Source organism: Nocardioides sp. JCM 18998, from assembly GCF_055391535.1.
This window is the reverse complement of record NZ_AP043886.1, coordinates 3,054,267-3,072,739: the sequence shown is the minus strand read 5'-3', so window position 1 is coordinate 3,072,739 and position 18,473 is coordinate 3,054,267. Positions and strand designations below refer to the sequence as shown.

Annotated in this window: 15 protein-coding genes and 1 tRNA gene; 1 reads left to right on the top strand and 15 read right to left on the bottom strand. The window is 69.3% G+C overall.

Annotated elements, in window-relative coordinates; genetic code table 11:
* Positions 1 to 2: 2 nt before the first annotated feature.
* The 6 genes from ACZ5L9_RS14435 to ACZ5L9_RS14410 form a co-directional block, all read right to left on the bottom strand.
* Positions 3 to 725, bottom strand: a complete 723-nt coding sequence (locus tag ACZ5L9_RS14435; RefSeq protein ID WP_464528868.1) for an ABC transporter ATP-binding protein — start codon at positions 723 to 725, stop codon at positions 3 to 5.
* Positions 712 to 1,533, bottom strand: a complete 822-nt coding sequence (locus ACZ5L9_RS14430; protein WP_464528867.1) for an ABC transporter ATP-binding protein — start codon at positions 1,531 to 1,533, stop codon at positions 712 to 714. Before ACZ5L9_RS14430 ends, ACZ5L9_RS14435 begins: the two co-directional genes overlap by 14 nt.
* Entirely contained in the window at positions 1,526 to 2,734 is a 1,209-nt protein-coding gene (locus ACZ5L9_RS14425) for a branched-chain amino acid ABC transporter permease (protein WP_464528866.1), read from the bottom strand. Before ACZ5L9_RS14425 ends, ACZ5L9_RS14430 begins: the two co-directional genes overlap by 8 nt.
* A complete protein-coding gene (locus tag ACZ5L9_RS14420) occupies positions 2,731 to 3,732 on the bottom strand; it encodes a branched-chain amino acid ABC transporter permease (protein WP_464528865.1) in 1,002 nt (333 codons plus the stop codon). Before ACZ5L9_RS14420 ends, ACZ5L9_RS14425 begins: the two co-directional genes overlap by 4 nt.
* Before the next feature lie 93 nt (positions 3,733 to 3,825).
* Positions 3,826 to 4,986, bottom strand: a complete 1,161-nt coding sequence (locus ACZ5L9_RS14415) for a branched-chain amino acid ABC transporter substrate-binding protein (protein ID WP_464528864.1) — start codon at positions 4,984 to 4,986, stop codon at positions 3,826 to 3,828.
* 135 nt (positions 4,987 to 5,121) lie between these two features.
* Positions 5,122 to 5,736 (bottom strand): ANTAR domain-containing response regulator, encoded by a 615-nt coding sequence (locus ACZ5L9_RS14410; protein WP_464528863.1) that lies wholly within the window; start codon positions 5,734 to 5,736, stop codon positions 5,122 to 5,124.
* A gap of 92 nt (positions 5,737 to 5,828) precedes the next feature.
* Here ACZ5L9_RS14410 and ACZ5L9_RS14405 point away from each other — a divergent pair.
* Positions 5,829 to 5,901 (top strand) — tRNA-Leu (locus tag ACZ5L9_RS14405).
* A gap of 51 nt (positions 5,902 to 5,952) precedes the next feature.
* Here ACZ5L9_RS14405 and pyk read toward each other — a convergent pair.
* The 9 genes from pyk to ACZ5L9_RS14360 form a co-directional block, all read right to left on the bottom strand.
* On the bottom strand, positions 5,953 to 7,422 hold the full coding sequence (pyk, locus tag ACZ5L9_RS14400) for a pyruvate kinase (protein WP_464528862.1): 1,470 nt from the start codon (positions 7,420 to 7,422) through the stop codon (positions 5,953 to 5,955).
* A gap of 153 nt (positions 7,423 to 7,575) precedes the next feature.
* Positions 7,576 to 9,075: a glutamate synthase subunit beta gene (locus tag ACZ5L9_RS14395; protein WP_464528861.1), complete on the bottom strand. Its 1,500-nt coding sequence runs from the start codon at positions 9,073 to 9,075 to the stop codon at positions 7,576 to 7,578.
* Complete coding sequence (gene gltB, locus ACZ5L9_RS14390; RefSeq protein WP_464528860.1) at positions 9,068 to 13,669, bottom strand: glutamate synthase large subunit; 4,602 nt, start codon at positions 13,667 to 13,669, stop codon at positions 9,068 to 9,070. The genes ACZ5L9_RS14395 and gltB overlap by 8 nt, the downstream gene beginning before the upstream one ends.
* A gap of 166 nt (positions 13,670 to 13,835) precedes the next feature.
* Entirely contained in the window at positions 13,836 to 14,741 is a 906-nt protein-coding gene (lgt, locus tag ACZ5L9_RS14385; protein ID WP_464528859.1) for a prolipoprotein diacylglyceryl transferase, read from the bottom strand.
* Positions 14,742 to 14,752: 11 nt separating this feature from the next.
* The gene (locus ACZ5L9_RS14380; RefSeq protein ID WP_464528858.1) at positions 14,753 to 15,358 is read right to left on the bottom strand and encodes an SCO family protein; all 606 of its coding nucleotides are present in this window, start codon (positions 15,356 to 15,358) and stop codon (positions 14,753 to 14,755) included.
* Positions 15,351 to 16,175, bottom strand: a complete 825-nt coding sequence (trpA, locus tag ACZ5L9_RS14375) for a tryptophan synthase subunit alpha (RefSeq protein WP_464528857.1) — start codon at positions 16,173 to 16,175, stop codon at positions 15,351 to 15,353. The genes ACZ5L9_RS14380 and trpA overlap by 8 nt, the downstream gene beginning before the upstream one ends.
* The gene (gene trpB, locus ACZ5L9_RS14370; protein ID WP_464528856.1) at positions 16,172 to 17,437 is read right to left on the bottom strand and encodes a tryptophan synthase subunit beta; all 1,266 of its coding nucleotides are present in this window, start codon (positions 17,435 to 17,437) and stop codon (positions 16,172 to 16,174) included. The genes trpA and trpB overlap by 4 nt, the downstream gene beginning before the upstream one ends.
* Before the next feature lie 19 nt (positions 17,438 to 17,456).
* A complete protein-coding gene (trpC, locus tag ACZ5L9_RS14365; protein ID WP_464528855.1) occupies positions 17,457 to 18,245 on the bottom strand; it encodes an indole-3-glycerol phosphate synthase TrpC in 789 nt (262 codons plus the stop codon).
* 2 nt (positions 18,246 to 18,247) lie between these two features.
* Positions 18,248 to 18,448, bottom strand: a complete 201-nt coding sequence (locus ACZ5L9_RS14360; protein ID WP_464528854.1) for an HGxxPAAW family protein — start codon at positions 18,446 to 18,448, stop codon at positions 18,248 to 18,250.
* Positions 18,449 to 18,473: the final 25 nt, after the last annotated feature.

Sequence of the window (18,473 nt, the reverse complement as noted above, 5' to 3'; positions counted from 1 at the left end):
GATCAGAGGTCTCCACCCAGATAGGCGGCCTTGACCGAGCCGTCGGCCGCGAGGTCCTTGCCCGTACCCGAGCGGACGATCTCGCCGGTCTCCAGGATGTGGGCCGTGTCCGAGCGCTTCAGCGCCTGGGCGGCGTTCTGCTCGACCAGGAGGACGGTGGTGCCCTGCTCCTTGATCTCGTCGATGATCGAGAAGATCTGGGCGATCAGCTTGGGCGCGAGACCCATCGACGGCTCGTCGAGCAGGACCAGCTTCGGGCGTGCCATGAGCGCTCGGCCCATCGCGACCATCTGCTGCTCGCCACCGGACATGGTGCCGGCGACCTGGCTCGCCCGCTCCTCCAGGCGCGGGAAGAGCGCGTAGACCCGGTCCAGGTCCTGCTTGTACGCGGGCGTCTTGGTGTCCTTGCGCACGAAGGCACCCATGTCGAGGTTCTCCCGGACGGTCATGCCCGGGAAGACCCCGCGCCCCTCGGGAGACTGGCTCAGGCCCAGCTTGACGCGCTCGTACGGCGCCAGGTTGGTGATGTCCTTGCCGTCGAAGACGATCTTGCCCGCACGTACGGGACGCAGGCCGGAGACCGTCTTCAGCGTGGTGGTCTTGCCGGCGCCATTGGCCCCGATCAGCGTCGTGATGGTGCCCTGCTCGACACTGAACGAGATGTCTCGGATCGCCTCGATGTGGCCGTAGTTGACGCAGAGGCCTTCAACCTCAAGAAGCGGCATCGTCGTCCTCCTCGACACCCAGGTAGGCCGCGATGACCGCGGGGTTGTCTCGAATCTCGGCGGGCGTGCCCTCGGCGATCTTACGACCGAACTCGAGGACCACGATCCGGTCGGTGACGCCCATGACCAGGCGCATGTCGTGCTCGATGAGAAGCACCGTGTAGCCCGCGTCGCGGACCTTGCGGATCAGCTCCATCAGTCGCTGCTTCTCGGCCGGGTTGAAGCCGGCAGCCGGCTCGTCCAGGCAGAGCAGCTTGGGCTCGGTCGCCATCGCACGGGCGATCTCCAGCCGGCGCTGATCGCCGTACGAGAGGTTCGCGGCGAGCTCGTTCTCGTCGGCCTTGATGCCGACCAGCGCGAGCAGCTCGCGGGCCCGCTCCTTGGCGGCACCCTCCGTGCGGCGGTGCAGCGGCGTACGGAACAGCGCGTTGAGGAAGCCCACGTTGCTGCGGGCATCCGCGCCGACCATCACGTTCTCGAGGACCGTCATGGACTTGAAGAGCCGGATGTTCTGGAACGTCCGGGCCATCCCGAGCCGGGTGATCTCGTGGCGCTTCATCTTGCGCAGCACCGTGCCGTCGAGACGGACCTCGCCGGAGGTGGCCTGGTAGACGCCCGTCATCACGTTGAAGCAGGTCGTCTTGCCCGCGCCGTTCGGTCCGATCAGACCCAGGATCTCGCCGCGGCGGATGTCGAAGCTCACCGAGTCGAGCGCCGTCAGGCCGCCGAACTTGATCGTGACGTCGTCGACCTCGAGCAGCGGTGCCGCGCCCGTAGTGGCGACCGTGGTCGTGTTCTGCTCACTCATGGTCGGGTCCCTCCTCGAGCACTTCGATCTCCTCCGCGGCCGCCTTGGCCCGCCGCACTCTGTTGGGTGGGAAGAGGCCCTGTGGACGCCAGATCGCCAGGCCCATCAGTGCGAGCCCGAAGACCAGCAGGCGGTAGTCGTCGAAGTCGCGGAAGCGCTCGGGCAGGTAGGCCACCAGCACACCGCCCGCGATGGCGCCCCAGCGGTTGCCGGCACCACCGACGATGACGGCGGCGACGAACAGCATGGAGAGCAGCAGCGGGAAGCTGAGCGGGTTGATGAAGCCGCCCTGGCTACTGGCGTAGAGCGAGCCCGACAGACCACCGATGGCGGCACCGAGCGCGAACGCGAGCAGCTTGTAGCGGAACGTCGGGACGCCCATCAGCTCGGCGGCGTCCTCGTCCTCGCGGGTCGCCTCCCAGGCTCGCCCGACCCGGCTCGCCTTCACCAGCCGGTCGCCGATGATCACCAGGATGATCGCGGTGAGCACCAGCCAGTAGTACGGCACCGCGTCGAGCGCGCCGAAGATGAGGAAATGGGTCTGGTGCAGCGGCGTGTGGTCGATCGAGGGGATGAGGCCGTTCCACTGCAGCCTCGGGATGTCGAAGAGGCCGCCCGGGTCGAACGGCGGCTTGGGCGCGGGTCCGATGTTGTTCGGGTGCGGGATGTTCTTGATGCCGCCCGCTGCACCGAGCCACTCGACGTTGGTGACGATGAGCCGGATGATCTCGCCGAAGCCGAGCGTCACGATGGCCAGGTAGTCACCACGCACCCGCAGCGTCGGAGCTCCGAGGATCACGCCGGTGACCATCGTGACGGCGATCGCGATCGGCAGCACCAGGAAGAACGGCCAGTGCCAGTGCTGCGCGGTGAGCACACCGGTGGTGTACGCCCCGACCGCGTAGAAGCCGACGTACCCGAGATCGAGCAGGCCGGCGTAGCCGATGACGATGTTGAGGCCGAGCGCGACCAGGGCGAAGGCCGCCGAGGAGAACATCACGCCGCCGAAGTCGATGCGATCAGTCGTGATCACCGGCGGGCGGAGCAGAGGGAGCGCGTAGAAGAAGAGCGCGAAGAGCGTGATGAGGCCGATCTTCGCCGGCTTCCCCAGCCCGTCGTAGCTGTCGACGACCGTGTCCCACCACGCGCCGAAGCGGCGCAGCGGGTTGCTCGACGCGGCCGTGGCGGTCTTGGCACTCATGCGCGCGCCTTTCCGAGAGACTCACCGAGGATGCCGGACGGTCGGACCAGCAGCACCAGGATGAGCAGAACGAACGAGACGACGTCCTTCCAGTCGCTGCCGAAGACGGCCGATCCCCAGCTCTCGAAGACGCCGAGGACGATGCCGCCGAGCAGCGCGCCACGCAGGTTGCCGATGCCGCCCATGACGGCTGCGGTGAACGCCTTGACACCGAAGATGAAGCCGATGTTGGGCCGGGTCGTGCCGATCTTGAGCATATAGAGCAGCGCCGCGGCGCCGGCCATCAGGCCGCCGACGAGGAAGGTCACCTGGATCACGCGGGTGGAGTTGACCCCCATCAGCGTCGCCGACTCCGGGTCCTGCGCGACCGCTCGGATGCCGCGGCCGAACTTCGTCTTGTCGACGAAGGCGACCAGCGCGACCATCATCAGCAGGGCCGCGACGACGATCACGATGTCGACGTCGGAGACCTGATAGCTGCCGATCGAGAAGAACGTGTGGGGCTGGATGTCCACCGGGTTGGCGTAGAGGTTGCGGGCGTTGCTCACGTAGTTGTCGAGCTTGTCGTCGAGACCGACCCAGCCGGCGAACCGGTCGCGCAGGCCCATCGCCTCGGAGAGCGCGAAGGACGCGCCGATCGCGGAGATGAGACAGATCAGCTTCGGGGCGCCCTTCTTGAGAAGGGGCCGATAGGCGACCCGCTCGATCAGAAGCGCGATGGCTCCCGAGGTGAGCATCGCGGCTACCAGCGCGAGAAGTAGAAGGGGCGCTGCCTGGCCCAGGCTCTCCTGGACCTGTCCGGTTCCGTGGATGAGCACGAAGACCCAGGCCGTCGCGAAGGTCCCGTACATGAAGACCTCGGAGTGGGCGAAGTTGATCAGCTGCAGGACGCCGTACACCATCGTGTAGCCCAGTGCGATCAGCGCATAGATGGCGCCGAAGACCAGTCCGCCAGCGGTGTAGGCAGCGAAGTCATGAAATAGAACGTCGAAGTGCACGGCTCTTTCCTCAGTGTGCGCCGGTGGGACGTGTCTGTGGCCGGGGCAGGATCCCTGCCCCGGCCACAGAATGTCAGAACGTGTCGGTCGCGATCACTTGATCGCGGTCGGGTTCTCCTGGTCCAGCGCGCCGTTCTTGACGGTGTAGACCCAGATGGTCGACTCCTTGATGTCGCCATTCTCGTCGAAGGCGATCGGGCCGGAGACGCCGTCACCGGTGTACGAGCCGATGAAGGAGTTGATGTCCTCGTGGCTGGTCTTGCCGGCGTCGAGGGCGGCGAGGAAGATGTTCGCCGCGTCGTAGGCCTGCGTGGTGTACAGACCGGCGGCGGCACCGGTCGCGGCCTTCACCCGCGAGGTGAAGTCGGCCGGGGCCGGACCGGCGGGGGCGGTCAGGAGCGCGCCCTCGGCGGCAGCGCCACCGGCGGCCTTGACGAACGCCGGGTCCTCGGAGCCGTCGCCGGACATGAACGTGCCCTTGAAGTTCGCGTTGCGCAGCTGCTTCACCAGCAGACCGGCCTCGGCGTAGTAGCCACCGTAGAAGACCGAGTCCGCGCCCGAGGCCTTGACCTTGGTGACGACGGCCGACATGTCGGTCTGGCCGACCTGGATCTCGTCGGAGCCGACGACCGCCGAGCCGGCGGCCGACTTGAAGGCGTCCGCGAGGCCCTTCGAGTAGTCCTGCGCGTCGTCGATGACGAAGACCTTCTTCGCGCCGGCAGTCTCGGTGAGGTACTTCGCGCCCGCCTCGGCCTGGGTCGCGTTGTTGCCGATGACGCGGTGCCACGTCGTCCAGCCCTGCTTGGTCAGGCCGTCGTCGGTCGCCGAGGGCGAGATCGACGGCATGCCGGCCTCGAAGAACGTCTTGCCGGTCGCGTTCGACTCACCCGAGAAGCCGGGGCCGATGAGCCCGACGATGGACGGGTCCTGGACGATCTGCGTCGCAAGGGCCGGAGCCTTGTCCGGGCTGCCCTGGGAGTCGAAGTCCTTGACGGTGACCTTGCAGTCGGCGTGGTCCTTGTTGTACTCGTCGACGGCGAGCTTGACGCCGTTGATCATGTTGACGCCGAGGGCGCCGGCGTCGCCGGTGAGCGCACCCATGAAGGCGAGGCTGTAGTTGCCGCAGTCGCCGCTGCCGCTGCCGCCCGCGCTGTTGTCGCTGGCGTTGTTGTCGCTGCTGCCGCAGGCGCTGAGGGCCATCGCGGCGATGCCGGCGACCGCGAGCAGGCGAGCGGTCTTCTTGGTTCCCATCATCGGGGGTTCCTCCACTGTTCACTGGGACGTGATCTGACGGAATCTAACCCTGTTCTCAGGTTCTGCGGGGACATCCAGCGAGAACAAACTTGTTTTGGGCCCGATTCGTTACAGACCCGCAACATGGGAGGAGTCTCAGCCTTCGGACGGAACTCCACCGCCGGCCATCCCGGCGCCGTGCTCGACCACGCCGTCCGCCACCTGCCGCATCGAGAGACGTAGATCCATGGCGGTCTTCTGGATCCAGCGGAACGCGTCGGTCTCGCTGAGGCCGAGCTGCTCCTGGAGGACACCCTTGGCCCGGTCGACCGCCTTACGGGTCTCGAGGCGGTCGGTCAGCCCCCCCACCTCGGCCTCGAGCTGGGCCACCTCCTGGAACCGGCTGACGGCCAGCTCGATCGCCGGCACCAGGTCGCTCGGGTTGAACGGCTTGACCAGGTACGCCATCGCGCCGGCGTCGCGGGCCCGCTCGACCAGGTCGCGCTGGGAGAAGGCGGTGAGCATGACGACCGGCGCGATGCGCTGGCGGGCGACCTGCTCGGCGGCGGCGATGCCGTCCAGGATCGGCATCTTCACGTCGAGGATCACCAGGTCGGGACGGAGCTCCTCGGCGAGCCGTACGGCCTCGGCGCCGTCACCGGCCTCCCCCACGACGTCGTACCCCTCGTCGGTGAGCATCTCCTTGAGGTCCATCCGGATGAGGACCTCGTCCTCGGCGATGACGACGCGGCGGGCGGGTAGATCGGTCACGGCGACAGGCTAGCCGCTGCACGGCCGACGCCCTCGCGGCTCCCCGGAGTCTGCTTCGCCAGCGCCCCTCCGGTAAGTTGGGGCCACTCCGCGCCCCGGTACTCCAACGGCAGAGAGGGCGGTCTCAAACACCGCACAGTGTCGGTTCGAATCCGACTCGGGGCACGACGCAGAGAGCCCGCCACCTCACGGTGGCGGGCTCTCTGGCATGTTGGATCAGTTGCTGCGATACGCGGGGGCGACCTCGTTGATCGCATCGCCCATGCGGTGGATCCGCAGGGCGTTGGTCGAGCCCGGGATGCCGGCCGGGGCGCCGGCGATGATGACGATGAGGTCACCCTCCTGGACCCGGCCCGACTGCAGCAGGACCTCGTCGACCTGGCGCACCATCATGTCGGTGTGCTCGACCTCGTCGGTCAGGTACGTCTCGATGCCCCAGCTCAGCGCGAGGGTGGAGCGCACCTGCGGGAACGGGGTGAACGCGAGCAGCGGGATCGGTCCGCGCAGCCGGGAGAGGCGGCGGGCCGAGTCACCGGTGGTGGTGAAGGCGACGAGGTACTTGGCGCCGACGCGCTCGGCGACCTCCTCGGCCGCCTTGGCGATGACGCCCGAGCGGGTGTGCGGGTCCCAGCTGATCTGGCTGAGGTGACCGACGCCGACGCCGCCGGCGGTGAAGGCGTGCCCCTCGGTCGCGGAGATGATGCGCGCCATCGTCTCGACGGTGTGGATCGGGAACTCGCCGACGCTGGTCTCGGCCGAGAGCATCACCGCGTCGGTGCCGTCGAGGACGGCGTTGGCGACGTCGTTGGCCTCGGCGCGGGTCGGCTGCGGGTTGCCGATCATCGACTCGAGCATCTGGGTGGCGACGATGACCGGCTTGGCGTTGAGCCGGGCCTGCTCGACGATCCGCTTCTGCAGGAACGGAACGTCCTCGAGCGGGCACTCCACGCCGAGGTCGCCGCGGGCGACCATGAACATGTCGAACGCCTCGATGACCTCGTCGAGGTTCTCGACGGCCTGCGGCTTCTCGATCTTGGCGATGATCGGGACGACCCGACCCTCCTCGCGCATGATCGCGCGGACGTCCTCGGCGTCCTGGGCGTCGCGGACGAAGCTGAGCGCGACCATGTCGACGCCGAGCTTGAGCGCGAAGCGCAGGTCGTCGATGTCCTTCTCGGACAGCGCCGGGACCGACACCGCGACGCCCGGCAGGTTGATGCCCTTGTTGTTGCTGACCGGGCCGGCGATGACGACCTCGGTGACGACGTCGGTGCCGTTCTCGACGCCGGTCACGCGCAGGCGGACCTTGCCGTCGTCGATCAGGATCGGGTCGCCGACCTTCACGTCGCCCGGCAGGCCCTTGTACGTGGTGCCGCAGATGGTCGCGTCGCCGGAGACGTCACGGGTGGTGATCGTCCACTGCTGGCCGCGCTCGAGGACGACCTTGCCCTCGGCGAACTTCTCCAGGCGGATCTTCGGGCCCTGCAGGTCGGCGAAGATGCCGACCGCCTTGCCGGTCTTGTCCGAGGCGGCGCGCACCGCGCTGTAGCGCCCGGCATGGTCGTCCTGGGTGCCGTGGCTCATGTTGAGCCGTGCGATGTCCATCCCGGCGTGGATGAGCTCGGCGAGCTTCTCCTCGCCGTCGACGGCCGGACCCAACGTACATACGATCTTCGCTCTGCGCACGGGACCACCCTAGCCGTACTTGATCGTTCCAATGAGTTCTGGGTCACCGACTCGTGAGTAACAAATGGCGAACAGGCGCAGACCACGCGGGGAGCGTGTGCCTGCGCCTGTTCGCGACAGCTCAGGGCTGCGTTTCAGCCCGTGGGATCACCCTCAGACCATCAGCGGACGGTCGGTCGGCCTGATCGGCGCCGGCAGCGTCGAGGAGCCGGTCAGGTAGGCGTCGACGGCGGCGGCCGCCGAGCGGCCCTCGGCGATCGCCCAGACGATGAGCGACTGGCCGCGACCGGCGTCGCCGGCCACGTACACGCCGTCCACCGACGTCTTGAAGGAAGCGTCGCGGGCGATGTTGCCGCGGGCGTCCAGCTCGACGCCGAGCTGCTCGACCACGCCGCTCTGCTCCGGGCCGGTGAAGCCCATCGCGAAGAGGACGAGGTCGGCGAGGATCTCGCGCTCGGTGCCCTCGACCTCGGTGAGCTTGCCGCCCTCGAAGACCACGTCGACGATCTTGAGCGCGCGCACGTTGCCGTCCGCGTCGCCCAGGAACTCCTTGGTGGAGACGCCGTAGACCCGGTCGCCGCCCTCCTCGTGGGCCGAGGAGACCCGGAAGATCATCGGGTACGTCGGCCACGGCTGTCCGTTCGGACGGTCGTCGGAGCGACCGTTCGACTCCGCGGGACGCGGCATGATCTCGAGCTGGGTGATCGAGCTCGCGCCGTGCCGGATCGAGGTGCCGAGACAGTCGGCGCCGGTGTCACCGCCACCGATGATGACGACGTGCTTGCCGTCCGCGCGGATCTGGCCGCGGGGGTCGGTGGTCGGGGTCTCGCCCAGCGCCTCCCGGTTGGCCTGCGGCAGGAACTCCATCGCCTGGTGGATGCCGTTGAGCTCGCGGCCGGTGACCGGGAGGTCACGCGGGACCGTCGAGCCGACCGCGAGGACGACCGCGTCGTAGCGCTCGCGCAGCTCCTGGCCGGTGATGGAGGTGCCGACGTCGACGCCGGCGCGGAAGACCGTGCCCTCGCGGCGCATCTGCTCGAGGCGCCGGTCGACGTGCTTCTTCTCCATCTTGAACTCGGGGATGCCGTAGCGCAGCAGGCCACCGATCTTCTCGGCGCGCTCGTAGACGGCCACGGTGTGACCGGCCCGGGTGAGCTGCTGGGCGGCGGCGAGACCCGCCGGGCCCGAGCCGATCACCGCGACGGTCTTGCCCGAGAGCCACTCCGGCGGCTGGGGCTTGACGTTGCGGTCGTCCCAGGCGCGATCGATGATCGAGACCTCGATGTTCTTGATCGTCACCGGGTCCTGGTTGATGCCCAGGACACAGGCCGTCTCGCACGGGGCCGGGCAGAGGCGACCGGTGAACTCCGGGAAGTTGTTCGTCGCGTGCAGGCGCTCGATCGCGCCCTCCCAGTCGTTGCGCCAGGTCAGGTCGTTCCACTCGGGGATGATGTTGCCGAGCGGGCAGCCCTGGTGGCAGAACGGGATGCCACAGTCCATGCATCGGCTGGCCTGGAGGTTGATGATCGGGAGCAGCGCCTTGCCGATGCCGCCGTCCGGGTACACCTCGTTCCAGTCACCGATCCGCTCGTCGACCGGGCGACGGGTCGCGCCCTCGCGCCCGTTCTTCAGGAACCCCTTCGGGTCAGCCATGAAGGACCTCCATAATCCGGGCCGCGGCCTCGTCCTCGGAGAGACCCTCCTCGAGGGCCTCCTCCTGGGCCTCGAGGACCCTCTTGTAGTCACTGGGCATGACCCGGGTGAACCGGGCCAGAGCAGCCGGCCAGTCGGCGAGCAGCGCGGCCGCCACCTCGGACCCGGTCTCCTCGTGGTGGGTACGGACCAGCTGCTCGAGCTCGTCGGCGAACCGGCCCTCGACCACGCCGAGCTCGACGAGCTCGGGGTTGACCCGCTGGGCCTGGAGATCGAGGACGTACGCGACGCCGCCGGACATGCCGGCCGCGAAGTTGCGGCCCGTCGGACCGAGGACGACGACGCGCCCGCCGGTCATGTACTCGCAGCCGTGGTCGCCCACACCCTCGGTGACGACGGTGGCACCGGAGTTGCGGACGCAGCAGCGCTCGCCGACGCCGCCGCGCAGGAAGATCTGCCCGGAGGTGGCGCCGTACGCGATGGTGTTGCCACCGATGATCTGGCCGTCAGCCGCGAACGGCGCCGAGCGGTCAGGGCGGACGACGATGCGGCCACCGGAAAGGCCCTTGCCGACGTAGTCGTTGGCGTCGCCCTCGAGGCGCAGCGTGATGCCGCGCGGCACGAAGGCGCCGAACGACTGGCCGGCCGAGCCGGTGAACGTGATGTCGATCGTGCCGTCCGGGAGGCCCTCGCCCTTGTAGCGCTTGGTCACCTCGTGACCGAGCAGGGTGCCGACCGTGCGGTTGACGTTCTTGATCTCGAGCTGCGCGCGGACCGGCTCGCCGTTCTCGAGCGCCGGCTGGGCCAGCGGCACGAGGGTGGTGAAGTCGAGCGAGCGCTCGATGCCGTGGTCCTGGCCCTTGGTGTGGCGCAGGTCCTGGTCGGCGAACTGCGTCGGCGACTCCACCACGTGGAAGATCGGCGCCAGGTCGAGACCGGCTGCCTTCCAGTGGTCGATCGCGTCGCGGGTGTCGAGGGTGCCGGCCTGGCCGATCGCCTCCTCGATGGAGCGGAAGCCGAGCTCGGCGAGGATCTCGCGGACCTCTTCGGCAATGTAGCGGAAGAAGTTCACGACGTACTCGGCCTTGCCGGAGAACCGCTCGCGCAGCACCGGGTTCTGCGTCGCGACGCCCACCGGGCAGGTGTCGAGGTGGCAGACCCGCATCAGGATGCAGCCGGAGACGACGAGCGGGGCGGTGGCGAAGCCGAACTCCTCGGCACCGAGCAGCGCCGCGATGACGACGTCGCGACCGGTCTTGAGCTGGCCGTCGGTCTGCACGACGATGCGGTCGCGCAGGCCGTTGAGCAGCAGGGTCTGCTGGGCCTCGGCGAGACCGAGCTCCCAGGGACCACCGGCGTGCTTGAGCGAGGTGAGCGGCGAGGCGCCCGTACCGCCGTCGTGACCCGAGATGAGGACGACGTCCGCGTGCGCCTTGGAGACACCCGCTGCGACCGTGCCGACACCGACCTCGGAGACCAGCTTCACGTGGACGCGGGCCGACGGGTTGGCGTTCTTGAGGTCGTGGATCAGCTGCGCCAGGTCCTCGATCGAGTAGATGTCGTGGTGCGGCGGCGGGCTGATCAGGCCCACGCCCGGCGTCGAGTGCCGGGTCTTGGCCACCCACGGGTAGACCTTGTGGCCGGGCAGCTGGCCGCCCTCGCCGGGCTTGGCACCCTGCGCCATCTTGATCTGGATGTCGTCGGCGTTGGTCAGGTACTCCGACGTGACGCCGAAGCGGCCGGACGCGACCTGCTTGATCGCCGAGCGGCGGGCCGGGTCGTGCAGGCGCTCCGGGTCCTCACCACCCTCGCCGGTGTTGGACTTGGCGCCGAGCATGTTCATCGCGATGGCGAGGGTCTCGTGCGCCTCCTGCGAGATGGAGCCGTACGACATCGCGCCGGTGCTGAACCGCTTCACGATCGCCTCGACCGACTCGACCTCCTCGATCGGGATCGGCTGGCGACCGGTGGCGGCGGTGTCCTTGAACTTGAACAGCCCGCGGAGCGTCATGAGGCGCTCGGCCTGCTCGTTCACGCGCCGGGTGTACTGCTGGAAGATGTCGTAGCGACCCTGGCGGGTGGCGTGCTGCAGGCGGAAGACCGTCTCCGGGTCGAAGAGGTGCGGCTCGCCCTCACGACGCCACTGGTACTCGCCGCCGATCGCCAGCTCGCGGTGGGCCACCGCGACGCCGTCGCGCGGGTAGGCGGTCGCGTGCCGCTGGGCGACCTCCTCGGCGATGACCTCGAGCTCGATGCCGCCGAGCTTGGAGGTGGTGCCGGTGAAGTATGCGTCCACGACGGCCTGGGACAGACCGACGGCCTCGAAGATCTGCGCGCCGGTGTAGGAGGCCAGCGTGCTGACCCCCATCTTCGACATGACCTTCAGGACACCCTTGCCCAGCGCCTTGATCAGGTTCTGGACGGCCTTCTCGGGGTCGTTCTTGACGAAGAATCCCTCGAAGGCGAGGTCCTCGACCGACTCCATGGCGAGGTAGGGGTTGACCGCGGCCGCGCCGTAGCCGACCAGGGTCGCCACGTGGTGGACCTCGCGGACGTCGCCGGCCTCGACCAGCAGGCCGACCTGCGTCCGCTCCTTCTCGCGCACCAGGTGGTGGTGGACGGCACCGGTGAGCAGCAGCGACGGGATCGGCGCGAGCTCCGCGGTGGAGTGCCGGTCGGAGAGCACGATGATGCGAGCACCGTCGGCGATGGCGGCGCTCACCTCCTGGCAGATCTCCTCGAGACGGGCCGCCATCGCGGCGCCGCCCCCGGCGACGTCGTACAGACCGCGCACGACGTGGGTGATGAAGCCCGGCATGTCACCGTCACGGTTGATGTGCCGGATCTTGGCCAGGTCGTCGTTGGAGAGGACCGGGAAGGGCAGCACGACCTGGCGGCACGAGGCGGGGCTCGGCTCGAGCAGGTTGGCCTCGGGGCCGATGGTGCTGGCCAGGCTGGTGACCAGCTCCTCGCGGATGGCGTCCAGCGGCGGGTTGGTGACCTGGGCGAAGAGCTGCACGAAGTAGTCGAACAGCAGACGCGGCTTGGCCGACAGCGCCGCGATCGGGCTGTCGGTGCCCATCGAGCCCAGCGGCTCGCCGCCGGTGTTGGCCATCGGCGCCAGGAGGACGCGGAGCTCCTCCTCGGTGTAGCCGAAGACCTGCTGGCGGCGGGTCACCGAGGCGTGCGTGTGCACGACGTGCTCGCGCTCGGGGATGTCCTCGAGGTTGATCTGGCCGCCGTGCAGCCACTCGTCGTACGGGTGCTTGGACGCGAGCGCGTCCTTGATCTCGTCGTCCTCGATGATGCGGTGCTGCGCGGTGTCGACGAGGAACATCTTGCCGGGCTGCATGCGGCCCTTGCGCACGACGTTCTTCGGCTCGATGTCGTGCAGGACACCGGCCTCCGAGGCGTAGATGACCAGGCCGTCCTCGGTCACCCAGTAGCGGCCCGGGCGCAGACCGTTGCGGTCCAGCACGGCGCCGACCTGGGTGCCGTCGGTGAAGACGACGTTGGCGGGGCCGTCCCACGCCTCCATGAGCTTGGCGTGGAACTCGTAGAACGCCTTGCGCTTGGCATCCATCTCGGTGTGGTTCTCCCACGCCTCGGGGATCATCATCAGCACCGAGTGCGGCAGGCTGCGGCCACCGAGGTGGAGCAGCTCGAGGACCTCGTCGAAGGAGGCCGAGTCCGAGGCGCCCGGGGTGCAGATCGGGTAGAGCCGCTCGAGGTCGCCGGGGATGACGTCGGAGGCCAGGAGGGCCTCACGGGCACGCATCCAGTTCCGGTTGCCCATGACGGTGTTGATCTCACCGTTGTGCGCGATGTAGCGGAATGGGTGCGACAGCGGCCAGCTCGGGAACGTGTTCGTCGAGAACCGGGAGTGGACGACGGCGATCGCCGAGGCCATCCGCGGGTCGCGCAGGTCCGGGAAGACGTCACCCAGCTGGTGGGTGGTCAGCATGCCCTTGTAGACCAGCGTCCGGGAGGAGAGCGACGGGAAGTACGCGTCGGTCTCGCTCTCAGCGCGCTTGCGCAGCACGAAGGCGAGGCGCTCGAGCGCCAATCCGTCAGCGTCGGCGACGGCGCTGACGTCGGCGCTGACGTCGGCGCTGTCCTCGGTGGCCCGGACGAAGAGCTGGGCGAACGTCGGCATCACCGCGAGGGCGGTGGCGCCGAGGCTCTCGGGGTTGACCGGGACCGCACGCCAGCCGAGGACCTCGAGGCCCTCCTCGGCGGCGATCTTCTCGATCTGCTCGCGGGCGGAGGCCACGGCGGCCTCGTCGCCCGGAAGGAAGGCGGTGCCGACCGCGTACGTGCCGGCGGCGGGGAGGGTGATGCCCTCCTCGGCCGTGACGGCACGCAGGAAGGCGTCCGGGACCTGGATCAGGATGCCGGCACCGTCGCCGGAGTTGACCTCGGCGCCGGCGGCACCGCGGTGGTCGAGGTTGACCAGGGCGGTGATGCCCTGCTCGACGATGCGGTGCGTCGCCTCGCCCGTCAGGGTCGCGACGAAGGCGACACCGCAGGCGTCCTTCTCGAAGCGCGGGTCATAGAGGCCCTGCGCGGTGGGGAATGAGTGCTCGTAGGGCACCGATTTCTCCCGTCGTTTGTCGGGGTGCCAGACGCGCCCTCGATTGCCCTCAGAGGCTGAGGGCAGACGGGTACGCGCGCCAAGGTTGGCGATTGGCAGTGCAATGCAGGGGACGACGTTGGCCCGCGCGATGGACGAACCGTATCACGACCCGATCACACGGCGGTTACGCAGATGCGACGTCGTTCTCGTCCTGCGGGGCACGCCCCTCGACGTACACGCTCTCCTCGATGCCCGGGCGCGCACGCAGGGACCAGAGGAAGTAGGCGGCGGCCAGCACGAACAGGATGATCGACATCCAGTCGGCCCAGCGCAGGCCGAGCACGTCGTTGAGCTCGATGGTGTCGATTCGCAGCTGCTCGATCCAGAACCGGCCGAAGCAGTAGATCATCACGTAGAGAGCGCCCGCGCGGCCGTGGCCGAGCGCGTACGGGCCGTCCTTGAGGCGACGCTCGAGCCACACGATCGCGAGGAAGCCCAGCACGCACCACAGCGACTCGTACAGGAACGTCGGATGGAAGGTGGTGCCGGCCGGGAACTGGTCGGGGCCCTGCGGGAAGTTGCTCGGGTCGATCTTGAGGCCCCACGGCAGGTCGGTGGGCTTGCCGTACAGCTCCTGGTTGAACCAGTTGCCCCAGCGGCCCGCCGCCTGTGCCAGCAGGCAGGTCGGCAGCGCCACGTCGAGCAGCGGAGCGACCCGCATCCCCATCCGGCGGGCGCCGATGATGGCGCCGGCGGCGCCGAGCGCGATGGCGCCCCAGATGCCGAGGCCGCCGCGCCACACGTAGAGCGCCTCGACCGGGTGGCGGCCGGCGCCGAAGTAGAGGTCGTGATCGGTCATCACGTGGTAGATCCGGCCGCCGACGACGCCGAACGGCACCGCCCACAGCGCGATGTCCTGGATCTGTCCCGGACGACCGCCGCGCGCCTTCCAGCGGCGCTCGGAGAGCCAGACGGCGATGACGATGCCGGCGATGATGCACAGGGCGTACCCGCGGATCGGGAGCGGGCCGAGGTGGACCACGCCGCGGTCCGGGCTGGGGATCGACAGGGCGATCAGCTGGGGCAGCATCAGCGGCCCTTTCAGGAGGCCTGCTGCAGCAGGCTGTGGATGTCGGAGGCGAACTGGGCCGACGACGTGTTCATGTCCCACAGCACCGTGGACCGGTGGTCCGGGGTGACCGCGCTGACCTGCGTCGAGTGGGTGTTGAGGTCATAGCCGCCGCTGGGCAGCTTCTGACCCTGGGCGACGTAGACGGCGAGCGGCTTGGCGATCTTCGCGATCGTGTCGAGGTCGCCGGTCAGGCCGATCCAGCCCTTGTTGTAGCGGTCGAGGTAGTGGCGCAGCACCTCGGGCGTGTCCCGGCTCGGGTCGGTCGTCACGAAGACGACCTGCACGTTGCTCTTGTCGTCGTCGTCGAGCCGGGTCAGCGCGCTGGCGAGGTTGGAGAGCACCATCGGGCAGATGTCCGGGCAGTGGGTGTAGCCGAAGAAGACCAGCGTGAGCGGCTTCGTGTCGTCGTCGACCAGCGAGTACGGCTGGCCGTCGGTGTCGGTCAGCTGGTCGGGTAGCACCGTGTAGGCGTCGTGGGTGATGCCGTAGAACTGGGACGGATCGCTGCTGGAGCCGCACGCGCTGAGGGCCAGCGCCAGCACCGCGAGGACCGTTGCGAGGAGCCGCCTAGGCACGCCGCACCCCGGCGGCGAGCTCCTCGGTGAGGGAGCTCAACGCCTTGAGGTAGCCGGCCTTGTCGCCCTGGTTGTCCAGGATGGCTCGGACGAATGCGCTGCCGACGATCACGCCGTCGGCGTGGGCCGCGATCGCGGCCGCCTGGTCGCCGGTGCTGACGCCGACGCCGACGCCGACCGGGAGGGCGGCCCCATCGGGGCTCAGGGCCTTGGTCCGTGCGACGAGCGGTCCCACCACGTCGGCCGATGCCTGCTTGCCGCCGGTGACGCCCATGACGCCGGTGGCGTAGACGAAGCCGCGACAGGCGGCGGTCGTCAACGCGATCCGCTCGTCGGTGCTGGACGGTGCGACCAGGAAGACCTTGTCGAGGTCGTGCTCGTCGGCGGCGGCGATCCACGCCTGGCCGTAGTCGGGGGTGATGTCCGGGGTGATCAGACCGGCGCCGCCGGCGTTGGCGAGGTCACGGGCGAACCTGTCGACGCCGTACTTCTCCACGGGGTTCCAGTAGGTCATCACGAGGGTCGGGACGCCGGTGACGGCCACGGCCTCGACCGTACGGAGGACGTCGCGGGTGCGGACCCCGCCGTCGAGGGCCTGCTGGGCGGCGGCCTGGATGGTCGGGCCGTCCATCACCGGGTCGCTGTAGGGCAGGCCGATCTCGATCACGTCGCAGCCCGCCGCGACCATCGCCTTGATCGCCTCGATCGAGCCGTCGACGTCGGGGAAGCCGGCCGGGAGGTAGCCGACGAGGGCCCCGCGGCCCTCGTCCTTCGCGGTGGCGAAGGCCGTGCCCGTCGTGGTGCGAGCGCTGGTCACTTCGTCCCTCCGGTCTCGTCGTCGGCGTCGCCGAGCTTGAACCACTCCATGGCGGTCCCCATGTCCTTGTCGCCGCGGCCGGAGAGGTTGACCAGGAGCGTCGCCCCGGAGCCGATCTCCTCGCGCAGCCGCGGCGCGATCCGCAGGGCCCCGGCGAGCGCATGCGCTGACTCGATCGCCGGGATGATGCCCTCCGTACGGGCGAGCAGGGCCATCGCGTCCATCGCCTCGACGTCGGTGACCGGCTCGTAGACCGCGCGGCCGGACTTGGCCAGCCACGAATGCTGCGGGCCGACGCCCGGGTAGTCGAGACCCGCCGAGATCGAGTGCGACTCGATGGTCTGGCCGTCCTCGTCCTGCAGGACGTAGGTGCGGGCGCCGTGCAGGACGCCCTGGTCGCCGGCGAAGATGGTGGCCGCGTGCCGGCCGGTGTCGACGCCGTCGCCGCCGGCCTCGAAGCCGTAGATCCGCACCGACGGGTCCTCGAGGAACGCGGTGAAGAGGCCGATCGCGTTGGACCCGCCGCCGATGCAGGCGGCGATCGCGTCCGGCAGGGCGCCGTACTGCTGCAGGCACTGCTCGCGGGCCTCGTCACCGATGCCGCGGGTCAGGTCGCGCACCAGCGTCGGGAACGGGTGTGGGCCGGCGGCGGTGCCGAACAGGTAGGCGGTGTGCTCGACGCTGGAGACCCAGTCGCGCAGCGCCTCGTTGATGGCGTCCTTGAGGGTGGCGCTGCCGGAGTCGACGGCGATCACCTCTGCGCCGAGCAGGCGCATCCGGGCCACGTTGAGGGCCTGGCGCTCGGTGTCGACCTTGCCCATGTAGACGGTGCAGTCGAGGCCGAAGTACGCGGCGGCGGTGGCGCTGGCGACGCCATGCTGGCCGGCGCCGGTCTCGGCGATGACCCGGGTCTTGCCCATCCGCTTGGTCAGCAGGGCCTGGCCGAGCACGTTGCGGATCTTGTGCGCGCCGGTGTGGTTGAGATCCTCGCGCTTGAGCAGGACGCGGATGCCCAGCTGCTCGCTGAGCCGCTTGGCCTCGTACAGCGGGCTGGGCAGGTTGGCGTAGTCGCGCAGGATCGCGTCGAACTCCGCGACGAACGCCGGGTCCGCCTTGGCGCCCTTCCAGGCGGCGTCGAGCTCGTCGAGGGCCTTCATCAGCGCCTCGGGCATGAACTTGCCGCCGAAGCCTTCGGCCGGGCCGCCGAACCAGCCCTGGGCGTCGGCGTCGAAGCTGGTGGTCTCGTTGAGATGGGTGGTCATCCGATACCCCTCATAGGATTCAGCCTTCCTTGACCAGTCCGGTCATGCTGCGCACCGCAGCCTCGGGGTCGCCGTCGCGGACCAGCGCCTCGCCGACGAGGACCGCGCGGGCACCCTCGTCCACGTAACGCTGCACGTCGACGGCGGAGAAGATGCCCGACTCGGCGACCTTCACCCGATCAGCGGGGATGAGGGGCGCGAGGCGGCCGAACATGTCGCGGTGGATCTCGAGCGTCTTGAGGTTGCGCGCGTTGACGCCGATCAGCTCGGCGCCCAGCGCGACGGCCCGCTCGGTCTCCTCCTCGTCGTGCACCTCGACGAGCGGGGTCAGCCCCAGCTCGCGGGCGTACTCGTAGAGGCGGGTGAGGTCGTCGCCGACCAGGGCGGAGCACATCAGCAGGGCGAGGTCGGCACCGGCGGCGCGGGCCTCGAGCAGCTGGTACTCCTCGACGATGAAGTCCTTGCGCAGGATCGGGGTGTCCACCACGGCCCGTACGGCACGCAGGTCGTCGAGCGAGCCGCCGAACCGGCGCTGCTCGGTGAGCACCGAGATCGCTGCCGCTCCCCCGCGCTCGTAGGCGGCGGCCAGCGCCGTCGGGTCCGGGATGTCGGCGAGGTGGCCCTTGCTGGGGCTCTTCCGCTTGACCTCGGAGATGACGCTGCTGCCGGCGCCGCGCAGGTGCGGCATCGGATCGCGCGGCGCGTCGACGTCGGCGAGCGCGGCCTTCAGGTCAGCGGGGCTGACCCGGGCCTGGCGAACGGCGAGGTCCTCGCGGACGCCCGAGATGATGTCATCGAGAACCGACATCGTCAGTGGGTCTCGGCGTGGTAGCCCATCTTCGCCAGCACGAGGAAGAGGACACCGGCGGCGACGACGACGGCGACGCCCACCCAGAAGACGATGTAGTTGATCGGGCTGAGCATCAGGCCGATGGAGCCGATCAGGAAGCCGAGCAGGCCGACCACGACGGCGCTCCAGGCGGCCGGGGTGTTGCCGTGGTTGTCGGACATGAGTGCTCCTTGGTGGTGCGGTGGA

Bases quoted from the DNA above. Each gene is read 5' to 3' on its own strand.
- ACZ5L9_RS14425 (WP_464528866.1), bottom strand. From the start codon at position 2,734: ATGAGTGCCAAGACCGCCACGGCCGCGTCGAGCAACCCGCTGCGCCGC.
- ACZ5L9_RS14360 (WP_464528854.1), bottom strand. From the start codon at position 18,448: ATGTCCGACAACCACGGCAACACCCCGGCCGCCTGGAGCGCCGTCGTG.
- trpB (WP_464528856.1), bottom strand. From the start codon at position 17,437: ATGACCACCCATCTCAACGAGACCACCAGCTTCGACGCCGACGCCCAG.
- ACZ5L9_RS14415 (WP_464528864.1), bottom strand. From the start codon at position 4,986: ATGATGGGAACCAAGAAGACCGCTCGCCTGCTCGCGGTCGCCGGCATC.
- lgt (WP_464528859.1), bottom strand. From the start codon at position 14,741: ATGCTGCCCCAGCTGATCGCCCTGTCGATCCCCAGCCCGGACCGCGGC.
- trpC (WP_464528855.1), bottom strand. From the start codon at position 18,245: ATGTCGGTTCTCGATGACATCATCTCGGGCGTCCGCGAGGACCTCGCC.
- ACZ5L9_RS14395 (WP_464528861.1), bottom strand. From the start codon at position 9,075: ATGGCTGACCCGAAGGGGTTCCTGAAGAACGGGCGCGAGGGCGCGACC.
- ACZ5L9_RS14430 (WP_464528867.1), bottom strand. From the start codon at position 1,533: ATGAGTGAGCAGAACACGACCACGGTCGCCACTACGGGCGCGGCACCG.
- ACZ5L9_RS14435 (WP_464528868.1), bottom strand. From the start codon at position 725: ATGCCGCTTCTTGAGGTTGAAGGCCTCTGCGTCAACTACGGCCACATC.